This window comes from Bradyrhizobium sp. USDA 4532, from assembly GCF_024171315.1.
In the GTDB taxonomy this organism is placed as follows: domain Bacteria; phylum Pseudomonadota; class Alphaproteobacteria; order Rhizobiales; family Xanthobacteraceae; genus Bradyrhizobium; species Bradyrhizobium australafricanum.
Genome location: NZ_JALJZN010000001.1, coordinates 4,283,019 through 4,298,001, shown reverse-complemented (window position 1 = coordinate 4,298,001; position 14,983 = coordinate 4,283,019). Strand labels below are relative to the sequence as shown.

Genomic DNA, 14,983 nt, shown 5'->3' with positions numbered 1-14,983 from the left:
CCCGCATGAAACAGAAGGGCCTCGTTGTCCAACTCGGACGCGGGCTCTACCAACTACCCGACGCGCCTATCGACACCCATCACTCCCTCGCCGAGGCCGCCAAGCGCGTGCCCAAAGGGGTCGTCGCGCTGACCTCGGCATTCTCCTTCCATGACCTGACCGACACCATCCCCTCGATGGTCTGGATCGCCATCGGTCCCAAAGACCGGCAACCGCTCCCGGCAAACCCGCCTATGCAATTCGTTCGCTTCAGCCCGGAACGGCTTCTGGAGGGTGTCGAGACGCATATCATCGAAGGTTGCCCGGTGAAGATCTTCAGCCCGGCTAAGACCGTCGTCGATCTTTTCCGCTACCGGCGGAGCGCCGGGACGCGCTATCGTCACAGCACCGGCCTCAATCTCGCGCTCGAAGGACTGCGCGAGGCCCTGCGTACACGCAAGGCCAAGCCTTCCGAGATTGCGGGATTTTGCGCGCAAGGCCGGGGTTTGGAAAGCAATGCAACCCTACATCGAGGCGATGACAGCCAATGGCTAACCAACCCAAAAATGTCGGCGCCTCGGTCTGTGCACGGCTGCTTGCGCTCTCCAAGGAACGCAATCAGCACTTCGATCTTCTCCTCACCCGCTACGTGAAGCAAACATCCAAGCAGATGCGCTGCATGAGTTGCGGCGACCCGCAAGCCTCTCGTGCGAGGTCCATCATCTTGGATACAGGCAGATTGACTTGCAGCCTCGCAAAACCGGACTTCGCAATCTCGACCAGACCGGATGCGGCCCAAAAGGTCGTGTCAACTTGCGCGAGCCTCCCCCCCAGCTCTGGATTGTTCCTCACAACGTTGTCGGCGCGGTGCGGCACCGTAGCGGTGCAAATCTTGATGCTGCGCTCGCTCGCCGCTTTGATCTGGCGAGCAACGTCCTCCTGCGCCTCAGCGGTCGGAATGTAGTGAAAATCGTCCAAGAATACGACGTACTCGCTGTTTCCGATATCCCGCACGATGCGAGAAAGCGAGGCGTCGGCTCTCGTCGTCGTGACGCTGCTGGATTTGGTGACTGTGGTGTCAAACGAACCTTTACCACTAGCCTCAGCGACGAATAACGAGCCTTTGCCGCCAGCCTCTATCCCCAACTTGTTGGCGCGGCTCCCACTAGATTGTTCAGCGACAGTGCTCGGTGCATCCATCCACGAAAGAACACGCTCCCAAAGCTCCGATCCGCTTCTGACCTCAGCCCCAAAAACGTGGATCAGATTGTCCTCCCCGACCAGCCTTTTCGCCAAAACGGTCTTTTGCCGATTTCGAGGGGCCGGATAGTGACGTCACTACATTGGGCGTCGCGAGAGCCTCTTCAATTTACCTTCGAGGTCCTCCTTCGGACGTTCGATATACGTGTACTCAGGGAATTGGTTCGGCGTGAAAGCGTCGGTTGCGAACAATTTCATGGAAAGATTAACCTCGCCCGTTCAAAGCAGGCCCTGACTGACCGGAAGTAACAGACCCGTGCAAGCTGTGCGAAGGTCTACCCACTACCAAACGCACTGTCGGGGGCAGCGCAGATGGCTCGTCGCTAGCGGTCGATCAGACCCCGCAGGATGGCTTCCGCGCGCGCAGAGACGGCCATGTAGTGCTTCGCGGCCTTGATGGACTTCAACCGCCTCGGGTCGTTCTTGGCAATATCAGGATCAGCTAAAAGGCGTTGCAGCCGCGCCCTGCGCCATGCCTGCACGCGACGGAGGCGCGGCAGGATCGGTGGACGCTCCTCAAAAACACCGGCCCGTTTCTCGCTCGTCATCCCGGATGCTCCTCTTGAAGTTGTAAGCCTAGCGCAACACGCGACGCGCGTGGAAGAGGTTTCCGGTATCCTACGGACAGCTCTGGTTCATGACTTTAGACACTTCTGCGACTGCCAAGGCCACGAGAGATTAAACGCGCGCCAGCGGCGGTTCTGCGGTGCTGGGGCGGGCGGTCCCGGCCATCCCATAGCTACCCCACGGCCGGGACCGTCTCGCCTGCACAAGGTAACCGCCCGATGCCGTATGACGATCGCCTGTCACGCCGCCTCGTTGAAGCTGGCGTGCTGATCGTCATATTTTGGGCGATCGGATATCTCACCTATTGGTGGTTCTTTGGATGACAAACGAGGGCGTCGCTGCGGCGGGATGGGTGATCATGGTCGCCGTCTTCGATGAGGGCGGCAATTTCGGGCACATCACCTACGCGGTGGCGATCCCTAATGCAGCCGACGCCATCACGGCTGCTATGAACGACTGCTCCGGCGAAGCGGCAACGGCGGCTTCGCAACTCAGCGAAGAAGAGTTGCGGGACCTTGGCCTTGATACAGGTGAGGTCCTAGTCCTGTTCGACAACAAGACGGACCCAATCACCTCAGGTGCTCGGTTGAACTAGAAATCGACTCGTCCGGCGTATCGTGCCGATCCGCAATCGCCTCGACCGCTCACCGATCGCCCAACATTCGCACCGCCCTGATGCTGCCCGAATTGGAATTACTCAATCAGGCACGGCTGAAGCTGCGCCGTCAGGCGGTCCTGCCACCCAATGGACTACCCCACGGTCAGGACCGCCTGTTTCTTTCCTCTGGGGACGAACCGGACCGGGGTGAAAGGTTTCGCCCCCATTTTTCCCGTTCAGGCTATCAAGGTATCGAAATGCGGAAGGAGACCGCGCCATGCGCAAATTGTTTCTTGGAGTGACGCTCGCACTGCCGATCGCCTTCATGACTTCGCCGGTGACGGCGTTGCCCCGATCGCCTGCTTACCCGCTCGCGGCGGGTACCACGAACAGCACTGAGCTAATTCAAGTAAGAGGCGGTGGCGGCTGGGGTCACGGTCACGGCTGGGGTCGTGGCTACGGTTATCGACCATTTGGCTGGAGTCGCGGTCGCAAGGTCGGCTGGCGCGGACACGGGTGCCCGCCCGGTCTCTGGAAGCAGGGGCGGTGCTGAGCGGCCCGGCGATCGTCCAAGCTATCGAGATCGTGTAGAGCCTCGCCGTCGTAGCTGGCTTCGTCGCCATGCCGCATTGATTTCAAACACCGCGACGATAGCGGACCACACAGCCAAACCTGCCACGCCCAACATGAACAATGTCGCTTCGGTCATTGGACAAACCAGTCATGGCCCTCGCCGCAGTGCAGTAAGGCGGTCCCTGATATCCGGGGCTGGCGGATGAACCATCAGGGACCGCGCACTGCGCTGGCGGACTCCACTAAGTCGTGAAAAGCGGAAATGGTTCCGGCCCTCGCGACTCGTCAGTACGCCGCACAAACCTCCGGAGCGCAGCTACGGCGAATAGCAGGTGCGAGAAAGCGGAACGAACAGCCAGAAACGGTGTTGCTGTGTCCAAGCGCGGCGGGTTCTAAATTCATGGCGCGCAGACTTGCCAACGCGCTTGGACCGCGCTGTCCCCGTTGCTCGAACCGGTCGTCGGGCGATGGGACCTTCGTCATCAGGTGTACTTCACATGCATCCGCGCCGAGACTTTCACCAGATCAACATAGCTATTCCGATAACGACCAGAGGGGTCAGTCCGATCAACACAATGCAAATGCTAGAAAGCACGTTACTTCGCATGGCAAAATCATCCCTAAAAGTCAGGGAGAATACGCTAGGTGCGCTAGATAGCCGGTGCAACCTCTAAGATATTTTTGGCAGGATCATTCAACTTTTAACGAGCCGGTTCCGTGCGCTACAATGGGATTTGTGGCGAGAAACGTGTTTGAGCCGCCGCCGAAGCGGTTCATCGTTTGCTCGACGGCATCTGCGAGCGCTCCGTATTGCTCCGCCAGTTGCTTGAACAGTTCGCGCTTTGCTGGATCGGTTGCCAAGTCTCGGATGAGTGCGCATTCCGCAGCGTCCTTGCGGAGTTTTTCCAGTCTGGCCGCCATGTCCTGCATGTTGCCCTCCTTCGCACAGTGCTCGGATTAACGATCTTGACGAGGCATGGTTCAGAGAAGTTCCGACGCTTCACAGTCGGCGGAAGCGAGTCGCCCATGCGTTATTTCGGGCGGGCAGGGCAAGAACACCGGCCATCCGGGAGGCCGCTCAGCGACTCTCCAAATGGCTTCTAAGGGCTTCTATTTACGCCGCAAATCGTAGTCTCAGGGGGGCTGTTGCGTATCGGCGCAACCAGCCCGCCAACGTGACCAAGGCGCAAAACTCTAGTTCTCGGTGGTCCAAACTTCAGTCTCACTGCAAGTCACTTGGCGTACCTAACCGCTGCTGGATGAAACTTCAGCGGCAGGTCACTTGGTGAAGCAAGCATTTGCTTCTCGCAGAAAGCAAGCATGTCCATTTCCTTCCTTCGGCTTTGTCAGCTTGTGGATAAGCCTCGTCACCTTCGTGGTCGGAGGCTCGTCGGCTCTTGGCTTCGGCCGTGTCTGTTTGGCTCAGATAGCGTGCCGCTCTCCTCCAACAGAGCACGCCGTCGCTCCATCTTCGCGCGCGTGAAGTTCCTGTCCGGGTTGTTCGCGGCCTTGAACTTGCTACCGTCGATGGCGACGGCTGGCCGCCGCCAGAAGGCCCGTTTCTTGGCAGAGTTCGACGAAGCTCGCACACACCTTGCGCAGCGCCAGGCCGTCGTCCTTGCGGAAGTCCGCAATCGTCTGTGATCGGGAGCGAGCCGAACCAGCAGCCTCATCACGTCGACATTGCGCCCGGCCTCTCGTTCCAGCCGCCAGCCCGACTGCACCCGAGTTTAGATAGCCTAAATGTAAAGCCTGAGGAGCGCCGAGGGATGGTACGATGGCCAACCGCCGCCGGCTCTGCAACCTCAAAGCCTATCTCAGCCGAGCGCATCGACAAATACGTCGTCACGCGAACCGGGCTGCTCTCGTCAATCAAGTCGTCGAGGCATTCGGGGCAGCAGCGTCCGCTCCCACGGTCTGCGTCTGCATGAACGCCGCACCAATTCCCTTAACGACTCGCGGGGGAATCGTAACAGCAGCCCAGTGTTTTCGCTGCCAGGACGCGTTGCGGACATTCGCGAGCAAAAAAGCGAGTCAGTAACGAAGCCTTAGGTTGGCACAACAGGTGTAGTGAACTCCCGCGTTCGTGCGCGGCCGAGGGACGTCGAACAAGACCGCGCTCACGATGATCTTCAACTCGCGTCGTCTCGATGGGGACAGCCGCTGCCGAAACTCTCCCCGGTGTAAATTCGCCGACGGAATCAACGTCGCCAGACCGCAAACTCAATCCAACGCCGCCTGGCGCCTTCCGGCTCCAGGATTCGGCGCCAGCTCTTTAACCCACGATAAGTCGCACCTTGGATCGAAAGACAAGTAATCGCAGGTCAGTTCTTCACCGGGTTGTACGTCACGGGCTGTGAAAATTCGGCAATGATCGTCTTGATATGTATTTGGCTGACTGCTGTGATTCATGAAACGGGCATTGTCAGCATTGTACTCTACAACACCATCATCAACATCGCGGTCTCTTGGATAGGCATGCTTGTCAAGTAAAGCTTGAAATGTTGGAGGAAGGGCTTCGTACTGTTCAGGCGTCACGGCAATGTCAACGATTGGATTATGAATCCAAACCAATGTGCCTTTAGGTAAAAGAGTAGCAGAGAAAAGTCCGATGCCGCCAAAGCGGTCTGGCTTCAAAATGGTTTCAACAATCAACACTGAAATATCTCCAAAAGTGACTAACACCCAGCAGGCTAACTGACCTAAGTCTCGCAAATCTCCTGTAAGAATTGATAGGGTCGTTTAATCGCGCCTCCGCCACAATTTCGATTCTTCTTCGATCTCTGCATTGTTTTCGGTGCTGCGGATGTCGGATCAGGCTTCTCAGTGAACTCGGCGAGCGTCGGTGGCATAGTTGGGAGGATCTATGCACAGCTCTCAGAGGTTTCAGCGACTATCTGCCTCAAAAAATAGGAAGGGCATTGCTGGCCGGCTTTCCGCGGAGGCGCTGGATGCTGATGTCAAGAGCTATAACCAGGACACTGGCGTTGGCGGCAACGTCGGCGCAGCACTGGCTCAGCTGCGGAAGTCATCGGTGGGCGCTAGAGCGATGGCGATCGCGCCCGGTATCCCGACCATTGCTGATCCCGAAGATACGGCACTGATAGGCTCGAGGCGGATGGACGACGCCGCAGACGCCGTTGGCCAGAGGAGCTTTTGCGGAAGGCCACGACCAGGATATGCATCTGGGGCTGATGGACCACCAGATCCGTCGTCGTCGGGTGCCGCCAGCTCAGTCGACCGGGGTTTCAATGGGAGGCAGGAAGCAGCCTCTTTACTCCGAGGATGCTTCCTTTATTTCGGGGCTTGAGCAGGGCCTTACGAAGGGCAATGCCGCCAAACGTGCCGTCAAGAACACCGTAGGTGTTTCTTCGCAGCTTTGGCGGCCTGCTAACAAGAGGCGGTGGCCGTTCGGTTGAACGAGGAGTCGCTGAGCGATGATGCGCGCAAGTTCATCGGGGAGCGCTCATCTGCACCGCCCATAAGGTCGCCAAGCTCGCAAGAGTCGCTGGAGCAAGCTATCGTCCATTAACAAGCCCGATACCAGAGCTATCTGGACGGGCTCCTAGCGTCGGGAGTGTCAGTCGGCCTCCATTCGTGGGTGATGGATGAGCCGAACGTCATTGGGCCCTCCCGGGCCCAAGAGGGCGGTGTAGCGCTCGCCACGAATGTCGTACTGTTTTGCCGGCTGCGCCGCGTCCGGCAAGAGGCCCCAGCGGCCGAGCTTCGAGAGCATCGTGTCCGGGGCGGGTTGGGTGCCGTGCGAAAAGCCCTCGGGAACGGCCCATGATGCAGCATAAATCTCGCGGGCCGCGGGGGACGGCGTCTCAGCCCTGGCGGACGCCGGAGCGGCTTTTTCCGTCGACCGTCCAAGCTGTTCTTGCGAGGCCCGATTCGCCGGCTGCGCACTGGGGTTCGGAACGCCTTCCAGTCGAAAGCCGGGACGCATGGCAGCGCCTGGCGGATTGAGTGGGCTGCTTCGCCTCATCGTCGCCGCGGGCACGAACAGCGCGGTGTAGCGGTCAGTGTGGACCACGAAACTGTTGGGTCGGCTGTCCTGGCCCGGCGGGATGCTGCTACCGTCAAGCGCAGCCGACGCGTGCTGGTCGCCCTGCCGGAAGTTGAAGGGACGAACGACCGCTCCTAAATCCAGGGTCTGCTGATGGCGCGCGGTTGGCTCGAGAGACGATGATGGGCCGGCGTCTTCCGCCATCGCCCACAGCTGATCCTGATCGTAACCTTCCTCAGGAAGGACCAATGGCGAACCGACCGCTGGCCCGAAAGGCGACGGTGCGCCGGCGCTTTCCATCAGCACACGAGCCATTGAATTGCCCGGCTCGCTCAGCTGGCGCTCAATAGCATCCAGTTCCGCATGGCTTAGCGTCCTCTGCCTCTTCGCAGGACTCAACTGCCCGCTGAAATCCTCACCCATGAGGGCCGCGTGACTTGAAAGGGAGGAGCTGCCGGTCCGTTCGTTCGGAGCCGGCTGGTAACTGTCGCTCCAGTTGAAGTGACGAACGGCTTCTCCGGGATCCGATGCCTGGTGATCGCGCGCGGTTGGGTTGAGAGACGGTGCCGGGATGGCTGCGCCCATCATCCCTCGCAGCGGATCCTGATCGTGATGTTCCGCAGTCAGCTCGTTCGGCCAACTTAAAGCTTCTCGCGGCGCGCTGTGCTGCGCGACGGCGCCCCCGGGGCGTCCTGCGTCTTCGGGATGAGGACCGCGGGCCCTATGGTGCACAAGTTCCAACGCCTCGGTGAGTCTACGGTCTTCGTCGGATAAACGAGGATAGTAGTGACCTGGAGAAACAGGAACCCCTGCGACGGCACTGGTATCAAGCTGCGGCACTTCATCCAAGTACGGCTCAAACGCCGCTTGCTGCTGTTGCGGTTGTGGCTCCGCGGCGTTGTGAGCAGCGCGATCTTGGTTGAATGGGTTGATGCTGTTAAATGGGTCCATGTCACCTCCCGTTTGAGCCGGTCGCAATCCCGAGCAGATAGTGTCGCTCTGTGTTCTCGCTCTATTAGGTTCAGCTGTCGACAAGCTGACGCACTTAGGGATTTGAGAGAGCCAAATTGGCTAGCCCGACTGCCACACTCACCCGAGGGACGCGCTAGGGATGCCGGATTGCATTTTTCAAAAAACACTGGCTGGGCTGAGTCGGAGCCGGCACGAACAGATTCTATTTTGAGTAGCATCATGAGATCTACAAAATCGTCCCAAATAGAGTGTGTACTGAGCTGGGATGTGCTCTGACGATGCCGTCCGGATGGTGCCCCAACTGAGGCGGACTTCTTCGTTGAAGGCATGCTTTGCCGAGAAGGTCCGGACTTTGGCCGCAAAGAGGAAATCGGATCCAGCAATCTTGGCACGTGTCGCGGTGCGACGGTGCAGGAATTCTTGCAGCTGCGACCGATGTGAAGGAGGACCGACGTGGCGACATGTTGCGTGTCGCCAGGAGGAAGCTTGAATCATTGCACTCGCAAGGCGTCATCCATTGAAAACCGTTGGTTCATCGCGCGGCGAAGGACTCGCACCCGGACATCTTATAGGTGGAGAGCATATATTCGCATAGAAAGAGGAATGCTGCCTCGCGCAGAAGCTCCTCCTCCTTTGCCTTGGCCACCGACCGGTGGACTGCGCTCGAGAACGCGGGCATTTGGGGTGTTGCATGCCAACGAGCCGTCCGCTTGCTTAGCCTAGGCCGGTGTCCGCCGGTTACGTTCGCTCCTCCTGGAAGTAGCTGGGGGACACAAAGCGCGCAGATGCTTGGCAGATTCGATGTGCAGATTGTGCGCAGAATTCTTCCCTTCCTTTACTTTTCTGCCGCGATACTTTGCTAAGTGTGGCTTCGTTCCGAGGCTCTGCGCGACTTCCAGCCGCGTAAAAGGATGTGGGACAGCACGGCTGCGCGCACACTACCAGCGGCTGTTCAACTATTGGCAGGGAGCTACACAGCCGCAACGTTACCCGATAACCCTTCATGCGCGCCGAAGACGCGGGATTACCCGGCGTACGCACCGTAGCGTCGGTAGCCGAGCGGGAAGCCCCCGAAAAATTGGCGGTCGGTCCCATTCCTTTCCTCACTTGTCAGCTTCTCGAAAGCCGCACCTGCCAAGATCAAACTGAACGTCCCATGCGCGAGGGGAACAGATGAACATCGATCCACTGGATACATTAGAACGCTTGACCCGGCAGCAGCGGACGCAGCAACAGCCGAGCGGCCTAAGCGCACAAACCAGCTCACCAGCACACCCGTCGCCGGATCAAGCGGACTTTGAGCAGCAGCTGAGCGAACTGCGGTCACACCGAACATCAGATTCAACTGCTGCTTCGACGGATTCCCGGATTGGATCACCCTCGACCATGACGAGGGGCAATCGGAGAGCGGGCGCCATCCAGGAAAGCGAGCGGTGCCCGGCCGCATCCTTCGTCAGGGGGCGCGCCGAACTTGCCGCATCGCTAGCCGGAGCGAGCGTTAAGGCGCTGAAGAACGAGATCAAACTCGCTGCACAGCGAGCCGCACAGTGGCAACAAACCGCCGGATCTTCTGCCGACAGTATCGACGGCGACTGCATTTTCGACGATGTGCTGGCATCATCGTATCTGTCGCTGCACCGCTTTCAGAACGAGGACATCGATTGTGAGCCTATTCTAGACAAGGAGGTGAGTGCCATCGCGCATGTGCGTTCACTAGCGGGTTTGCGTGCTCAGGCTCGCCCGCATGTTTATAAGGCTGCCATCTGCTCGGACGACGAACGGGAGGACGAAATTGATATGGCGCGTCTCGCGGCATGGCACACGAAAGGCGTTACAGAGAGTGCTTTTGTGTCATTGTGCCAGACCCCCTCGCGACTGCTCCTTTCAAAGGACCACAGCGAGAACGGCGCAAACGCGATTGCAAGGAACGCTAAGAAGCTGCACACTTATACGTTACCAAGCGTCACCGCCTGGCCGATCAAAAAGATCAACGATATTCTAGAGCGTGGGCATGCTCCCGGAGATGAGGAGCTGCGAGATTGGTTAGGGGGAATACCGCGCGAGGAGACCGAGGTCTTGTTTCTGGGCGGCAACCTAGCTGATTATTGGACAGCCAGCGTGGATAATTTGAACATTACTAGCACACCGCAAGATCATGCGCCGATCAAGAGAGCGAGGATCACCTTCGATACGTCCGAGAAAATGGCGGACTCTCGAGCTCATTGCCCCTCGGATTCCGGCAACTGACCCTCTCAGTCCTGACGAGCGATCGACTGCGGTCGAATCGGGCGGGACTGGCGCCCCTGCTTTCAGGTGTTTGCAAGTCAAGCGTGCCGAGCGCATGCGCGTCCGGTTCGAAGGCCGGGGCCCTCGTCAGGTCGATAGCCAAGTCAGCGAAAGCGATCATGCTTCGCCGAGAAGGACCTGTTTCACGGAACCCGACCGTGATGCTGTCTTACCCACCAGGTGCGTCGTCGGCACCAAGCGTGAATTTGGATATTGCCCAATGTTACCCAACGTTGGTTTGAAAGCCGCCTCAAGGCGCAAAAAATGACGGATTAGCATCCCTGCCTCGCGGCCCCGGAAGGGGAGGGCGCGTGGGTTCACGGGCCAAAGAGCCTGGAAGGGAATGATGACAAGAAAGCTCGCCGCTTCTCGCGGTTATTGGTTGCCCGAAACGTTCTGTTCCACGCTTTTTGCTGGAACGGCCGTGATCTTCACCCAAACCAAGGCGGACGACATCAATTGGCGCCAGTTTGAAGGCGCATCGATCGTCTGGGCCTACGACATTCATCCGTATGCCGACGCGGTCGCGGCCGAATTGCCGGAGTTCGAGAAGCTCACGGGCATCAAGGTAACGCCCGCCCGAGAAGATGCCCAAACAAGGTCGACGCTAAGCCTTGCCGGGCCGGAATCTCACTGAGCACTCCGCTCACATCGAGGCGAGGCGCGACATCCATCCGAGGCCCCGGCAAATGAGCAGTTGGCGTCCTCAGAGAGTGTCGGGGGTGCGTAGAGGCGAGCTCTTATCCTCGTTGAGCAACTGTTGTTCGGCCAGACGCCAGAATTCCTCGTCGCGTCCTTCCGGCTTGCCGGCCTTTTCCCAGAGCTGATAGGCGCGCACTGCGACTGTTTCGTCAATCCGTTTGTTCATAGGATTTCTCCGGAGCTTCAACGGACGGGAGCTTCATGCGTTCCTACGTCCCGGGCAGGCCCTTGAACGAACTGGCGCGTCGCAACCTTTCGGTTGTGACGTCGCGGTATTCGAGTCGGCAACAATCGACGCCTACAGCGCGACAATCAAGATGAGAGCAGCGCCTCAACCCATCGAGCCTTCGCCTTTCCTGACTGGCTCGGTGAGCGTTGACTTCGGGCTCACGACTAGAGTCGAACGGCTTCGCCGATTGGCAGGACACTGTCCGCGATCAACTAGTCCCGACCTTGCCCATCTAGCCCAGCTACCGGGCCTTCCGGCTTGCGCAGGCAGAGGCGTCGCATAGGCCTGATGAAGCCGAACCGGAAACTCCTCGCGTTGGACCCTTCACGTCCAGTAAGCTTCGGTTCTCTCCAGCGATAGGGTTCATCCGCCTTTCGCGATGAGGCCGCCTCATATTTGAGCTGCCTGTATCCTGAAACGAGTTGCTGGCCATCGCCAACCAAGTACTGGCCAAACAGCGCGGGTGGGCTCAGCAGCCAATTGTCGAACAAACAAGTCTTGCAACATCACCTTGCGCTTGATCGGTGGCGCTCGCGCAAATTCGCAAGCTGACCGTATTAGGCAGCAATGTGCCATCTCAGTTATTCGGATCGGCAAGGCCCTAATTAGAGGCGAAGCGATACCTATCTCACGGTGAGTTCCTTCGTTGGATCGAAAGTGAGGTGTGCATCGCGTTCTGCTCAAGCCTACATGCGGGCTGCCAAGTGGGTCGCAGACAAACACGTAACCGTCGCGCGTTTGTCGCCGTCAGCCCTCTACTTGCTCTGTGCATCCGGCCGCCAGAAGAATTCGAGCTAAAAATGTTTCGTTCCACCGAACCTCAACCGCGTGTCGGAGGCGGCCGAAGATCGGCTAGATCGGCCAATTTGGATGCGACGAGAGCAGGGTGGGGCACGACCGGGGTCGTGAGCGAACTTGTCGCTATCCTGATACGGAATCTGCCAGCTCACGATCTCGCGCGGGTGCGAGAGATAATGACCAGCGACGTGGTGCTTTCAGATCCCCTGTTGGTCCAGAATTTGGAGCGCGCTTTTCAACGGATAGCAGAGGATCGCGGTACTCCGCGAACGAACGTCGGCCTGCAGACGCAATGCTCGAGCCCTCGCTCAGAGCCAGATGTGCCAGTCGCGACCAATCAAAATCAGCGTTTCCGGAATTGCCTCAATGGGCGGTAGAATCGATATCGAAGTCTTTTGGGATGATGCTGCAAATGCGATGCGCGCGCACCCGTGTTCTCGGCATATCCAAGCTCCTTTGTAGGGCTGTGAGCGCGTTTTCAGTTGTAAGATGAGGGCGCAGCTTGCCAAGCAAACCGCCAAATGCCAAACAGGAAAAGCTGCGCAAACTTGTGAGAAGCGAACGATACAAGGTCCCATCAATCAATTCCGCACTCACCGTCAGTTTGCTATTGACTCGAAAACAGTCGTGATGGCGCACTGAATTCCGAGCACGTGAAACGCAGGCCTCGATAATAAATTCCCGAAGTATGGGAAATTGGAGGCCTGGCGAGCCTTGGTTGCGCAAAATGGTCTATGTCGAGCGTTGACTGCTCGTGTAGCGACAACGTCTTAACGCTCAGCTTCAGGATAGAACGCCATCTCGCTGAGGCTGAGGCCGATGTTCGCGTGCGCGATTTAGTTTCTCGCGAAACGGGGGTTGCCATGTGATCGCCTCGTTGGCTGCGAGCACCGCGAACAGCGTGTTCACGTTGATAGCCACCGGACGTTTTTTCGACAGCCTTGATGTTCCGACTTTTCGCCGCTCGATTGGCAAGTCAGCCTCTCGCACTAAAAGTCCTTCCAATCGGAGGCGCGGTCTGGATCACATTGACTGACTGCCGACTTCTTGCACACCTTCAATGATGTGATCGGATGAATTTCCCAGAGCGAGAAACGCTTCGGTTGTCCATTGAGCGGATTGTTCTCATCGCCATTCGTTACGTGCATGTTGTCATACAGCAGGGCTCCTTCTATGAGGAGCACCTTTCCGCGCAATGTGGCTATGTCTGCCGAAGTCCAGTTATCTGGCCGATCCTGCGGGATCATCTCAACAACGATCCCATCGAATTCACTGCCGTTTCGTTTTTCTGTGACCGAGATGTGAAGATCGTTTTTGGCTTCGCCCTTCAAATTGCAGTTCACGGATTCGCCCGTATTTGCGTGTGGCTTTCCTTTCGACAAGAACGCAACCAGGCGCACCAGGGAGCCTTCGCCCACCGTTCCCTCGGCTGTATCAATGTTCTTGATTTTGTCTCGATCGGACGGTGCTATGTCCACGCCCTGGTCCACGAGCTCCTCCGCCCTGCTTTGCAGCTGGGAGAAGGTGTCGAAAGTTACTGTGGTCGGCGCGCCGACTGGCGGCGTTGTCCGTTTTAATTGATTGAGCAGGCCATGGGCACTGTCGGCCGCCGCGCAGCCCGTAGGCTTTCTTGTGGTGCAGGCGTTCAACGTCTCCGGGGATACGCATGGCTGCGCTGATCCTTCAAGTGCGATGCTGGATAGATCCGGTTGGGCACTGGTCTTGACGTCCGCCGCCAGAACCCACCCGATCGGCCCCTTTGGGAGCATGACACGCAGATACTTTCCTTTGCGATCGCCCCTCACCCAGCGCAGGTCCGTGTTGGGGTCGATCGTCTTTGACGCAGCCGCTTGGGCGTTCGGTGCGATCTTGAAGGCCGTTTTCTTGTTGGTTGTCACCTGTCCAAAAACTGGAGTATCTTCCTCGGCGGTAGCGCTCGCCGAGTTGAAAGACGCCAAGACAATTGAAAATCCGATCAACAGATAAAGGTTCATTTCACTTCCCTCGAGGATCGGGCGTTAGCGTGCCGAAGTGATTTGTTCGAGCTGCGCTCGCAGATTGCGAGCGTGAGCAGCTTGTGCGTCATCCGCGACTGTCGGCTTTGGCTTCACGATACGAGCTGTCGTTCGGTAGTCGGTTGCAGCGTTCAAGAGAAGCCCAGTGCGCGAGCCACCCTCGATCACCGCTTCGCGCCGGTCCACCGAAACGCGATCCGAAAATGCTCGCAAACTTTCGGCTTTGAGCGGAATATCGCCCTTGTCTGCGATCGTGGCTTTGGTTCCGTCAACCTGGAACTGGAACAAATGGCGGGTCTGTGGGTCGAACCACGAAAGATAGCCACCATCCAGCACTTCGCGCGGACCACGCACTTGCCCCGAATAGCTGTAGCGCACGCTACTGGTCTTCACAGGGTCGAAATAGTGAGGGGTATAGAAATCAGATACCAGGACAGAGTTGACTGAATAGGCGAATTTCGAAGACTGGCAAGGATCGCATACTTCGATCAGATATTCGACGCGGCCTTGGCCAGACTTCAGAGAATTGCCCGTTCGGGTCAGCGTACCCTGAGGATCCACCAGCATTTCGAGCACTTCATGGCTCATGAATACTGTCCAGTTGTTGGTCAAGCCAACGAGAGCGAACGGTTGTTTGTCGTCGTCGCGCTGGTGTAGGCCGGCGGCGCCGTTTCGCAATTCGTCCTGGAGCAGCACGTGCCAATAGCCAACAGGGACGTCCTCCAATTTGCCGAAGGCATCGACCGTGGCGTCCACGTTCCACAGTGGGCCGAAATCGCGCGAGACCTGTTTCTGGATGGCGGCAGATACCGGTGCGAGCTGCGCCAGGGAGACTTCCTTGGTGAGGGAGACCAAAGCAATGTGGAGTAACATGCAATAACCAGCCCCGAAATGACCAGTAAGCTAAGCCTGTTCTGTGCAGAAATCCATAGTTGTAATGAGTTTTGCATCTCAGCCGGTAGTAGAATTTACGCCTCAGACAGCTTGCCCCTTCT

12 protein-coding genes are annotated in these 14,983 nt (G+C 58.1%); 4 read left to right on the top strand and 8 right to left on the bottom strand.

Annotated features, from left to right (window positions below; all coding sequences use genetic code 11):
* Nucleotides 1-5: 5 nt before the first annotated feature.
* Complete coding sequence (locus J2R76_RS19705) at nt 6-632, top strand: transcriptional regulator (RefSeq protein ID WP_309143548.1); 627 nt, start codon at nt 6-8, stop codon at nt 630-632.
* On the opposite strand, the gene J2R76_RS19700 is transcribed toward J2R76_RS19705, so the two are convergent.
* Both J2R76_RS19700 and J2R76_RS19695 read right to left on the bottom strand, forming a co-directional pair.
* Nucleotides 625-1,275 (bottom strand): hypothetical protein, encoded by a 651-nt coding sequence (locus J2R76_RS19700; protein ID WP_253624665.1) that lies wholly within the window; start codon nt 1,273-1,275, stop codon nt 625-627. The genes J2R76_RS19705 and J2R76_RS19700 overlap by 8 nt on opposite strands.
* Before the next feature lie 287 nt (nt 1,276-1,562).
* On the bottom strand, nt 1,563-1,787 hold the full coding sequence (locus tag J2R76_RS19695; RefSeq protein ID WP_253624664.1) for a hypothetical protein: 225 nt from the start codon (nt 1,785-1,787) through the stop codon (nt 1,563-1,565).
* 338 nt (nt 1,788-2,125) lie between these two features.
* Between J2R76_RS19695 and J2R76_RS19690 the strand changes: the two genes are divergently transcribed.
* Nucleotides 2,126-2,401, top strand: a complete 276-nt coding sequence (locus J2R76_RS19690) for a hypothetical protein (RefSeq protein ID WP_253624663.1) — start codon at nt 2,126-2,128, stop codon at nt 2,399-2,401.
* 1,266 nt (nt 2,402-3,667) lie between these two features.
* Here J2R76_RS19690 and J2R76_RS19685 read toward each other — a convergent pair.
* From J2R76_RS19685 to J2R76_RS19675, 3 genes are all read right to left on the bottom strand, one after another.
* On the bottom strand, nt 3,668-3,907 hold the full coding sequence (locus tag J2R76_RS19685) for a hypothetical protein (protein ID WP_253626144.1): 240 nt from the start codon (nt 3,905-3,907) through the stop codon (nt 3,668-3,670).
* Nucleotides 3,908-5,200: 1,293 nt separating this feature from the next.
* Nucleotides 5,201-5,635: an SET domain-containing protein gene (locus J2R76_RS19680; protein ID WP_253624662.1), complete on the bottom strand. Its 435-nt coding sequence runs from the start codon at nt 5,633-5,635 to the stop codon at nt 5,201-5,203.
* Nucleotides 5,636-6,557: 922 nt separating this feature from the next.
* Nucleotides 6,558-7,937, bottom strand: coding sequence for a hypothetical protein (locus J2R76_RS19675; RefSeq protein ID WP_253624661.1), 1,380 nt, complete (start codon nt 7,935-7,937; stop codon nt 6,558-6,560).
* 1,194 nt (nt 7,938-9,131) lie between these two features.
* Here J2R76_RS19675 and J2R76_RS19670 point away from each other — a divergent pair.
* Nucleotides 9,132-10,205 carry a hypothetical protein gene (locus tag J2R76_RS19670; RefSeq protein ID WP_253624660.1) on the top strand — a complete coding sequence of 358 codons (1,074 nt, stop codon included), beginning with the start codon at nt 9,132-9,134 and terminating at the stop codon, nt 10,203-10,205.
* Nucleotides 10,206-10,587: 382 nt separating this feature from the next.
* Nucleotides 10,588-10,881: a hypothetical protein gene (locus J2R76_RS19665; protein WP_253624659.1), complete on the top strand. Its 294-nt coding sequence runs from the start codon at nt 10,588-10,590 to the stop codon at nt 10,879-10,881.
* A gap of 69 nt (nt 10,882-10,950) precedes the next feature.
* Here the strand turns inward: J2R76_RS19665 and J2R76_RS19660 are convergent, their stop codons facing one another.
* The 3 genes from J2R76_RS19660 to J2R76_RS19650 form a co-directional block, all read right to left on the bottom strand.
* Nucleotides 10,951-11,112, bottom strand: a complete 162-nt coding sequence (locus J2R76_RS19660; protein WP_253624658.1) for a DUF2934 domain-containing protein — start codon at nt 11,110-11,112, stop codon at nt 10,951-10,953.
* Nucleotides 11,113-12,962: 1,850 nt separating this feature from the next.
* On the bottom strand, nt 12,963-13,967 hold the full coding sequence (locus J2R76_RS19655; RefSeq protein ID WP_253624657.1) for a hypothetical protein: 1,005 nt from the start codon (nt 13,965-13,967) through the stop codon (nt 12,963-12,965).
* Between the two features lie 24 nt (nt 13,968-13,991).
* A complete protein-coding gene (locus J2R76_RS19650; RefSeq protein WP_253624656.1) occupies nt 13,992-14,861 on the bottom strand; it encodes a hypothetical protein in 870 nt (289 codons plus the stop codon).
* Nucleotides 14,862-14,983: the final 122 nt, after the last annotated feature.

Excerpts from the sequence above, each read along its gene's own strand:
- J2R76_RS19705 (WP_309143548.1), top strand. The coding sequence starts at position 6 with ATGAAACAGAAGGGCCTCGTTGTCCAACTCGGACGCGGGCTCTACCAA.
- J2R76_RS19695 (WP_253624664.1), bottom strand. The coding sequence starts at position 1,787 with ATGACGAGCGAGAAACGGGCCGGTGTTTTTGAGGAGCGTCCACCGATC.
- J2R76_RS19690 (WP_253624663.1), top strand. The coding sequence starts at position 2,126 with ATGACAAACGAGGGCGTCGCTGCGGCGGGATGGGTGATCATGGTCGCC.
- J2R76_RS19685 (WP_253626144.1), bottom strand. The coding sequence starts at position 3,907 with ATGCAGGACATGGCGGCCAGACTGGAAAAACTCCGCAAGGACGCTGCG.
- J2R76_RS19675 (WP_253624661.1), bottom strand. The coding sequence starts at position 7,937 with ATGGACCCATTTAACAGCATCAACCCATTCAACCAAGATCGCGCTGCT.
- J2R76_RS19670 (WP_253624660.1), top strand. The coding sequence starts at position 9,132 with ATGAACATCGATCCACTGGATACATTAGAACGCTTGACCCGGCAGCAG.
- J2R76_RS19665 (WP_253624659.1), top strand. The coding sequence starts at position 10,588 with ATGATGACAAGAAAGCTCGCCGCTTCTCGCGGTTATTGGTTGCCCGAA.
- J2R76_RS19660 (WP_253624658.1), bottom strand. The coding sequence starts at position 11,112 with ATGAACAAACGGATTGACGAAACAGTCGCAGTGCGCGCCTATCAGCTC.
- J2R76_RS19655 (WP_253624657.1), bottom strand. The coding sequence starts at position 13,967 with ATGAACCTTTATCTGTTGATCGGATTTTCAATTGTCTTGGCGTCTTTC.
- J2R76_RS19650 (WP_253624656.1), bottom strand. The coding sequence starts at position 14,861 with ATGTTACTCCACATTGCTTTGGTCTCCCTCACCAAGGAAGTCTCCCTG.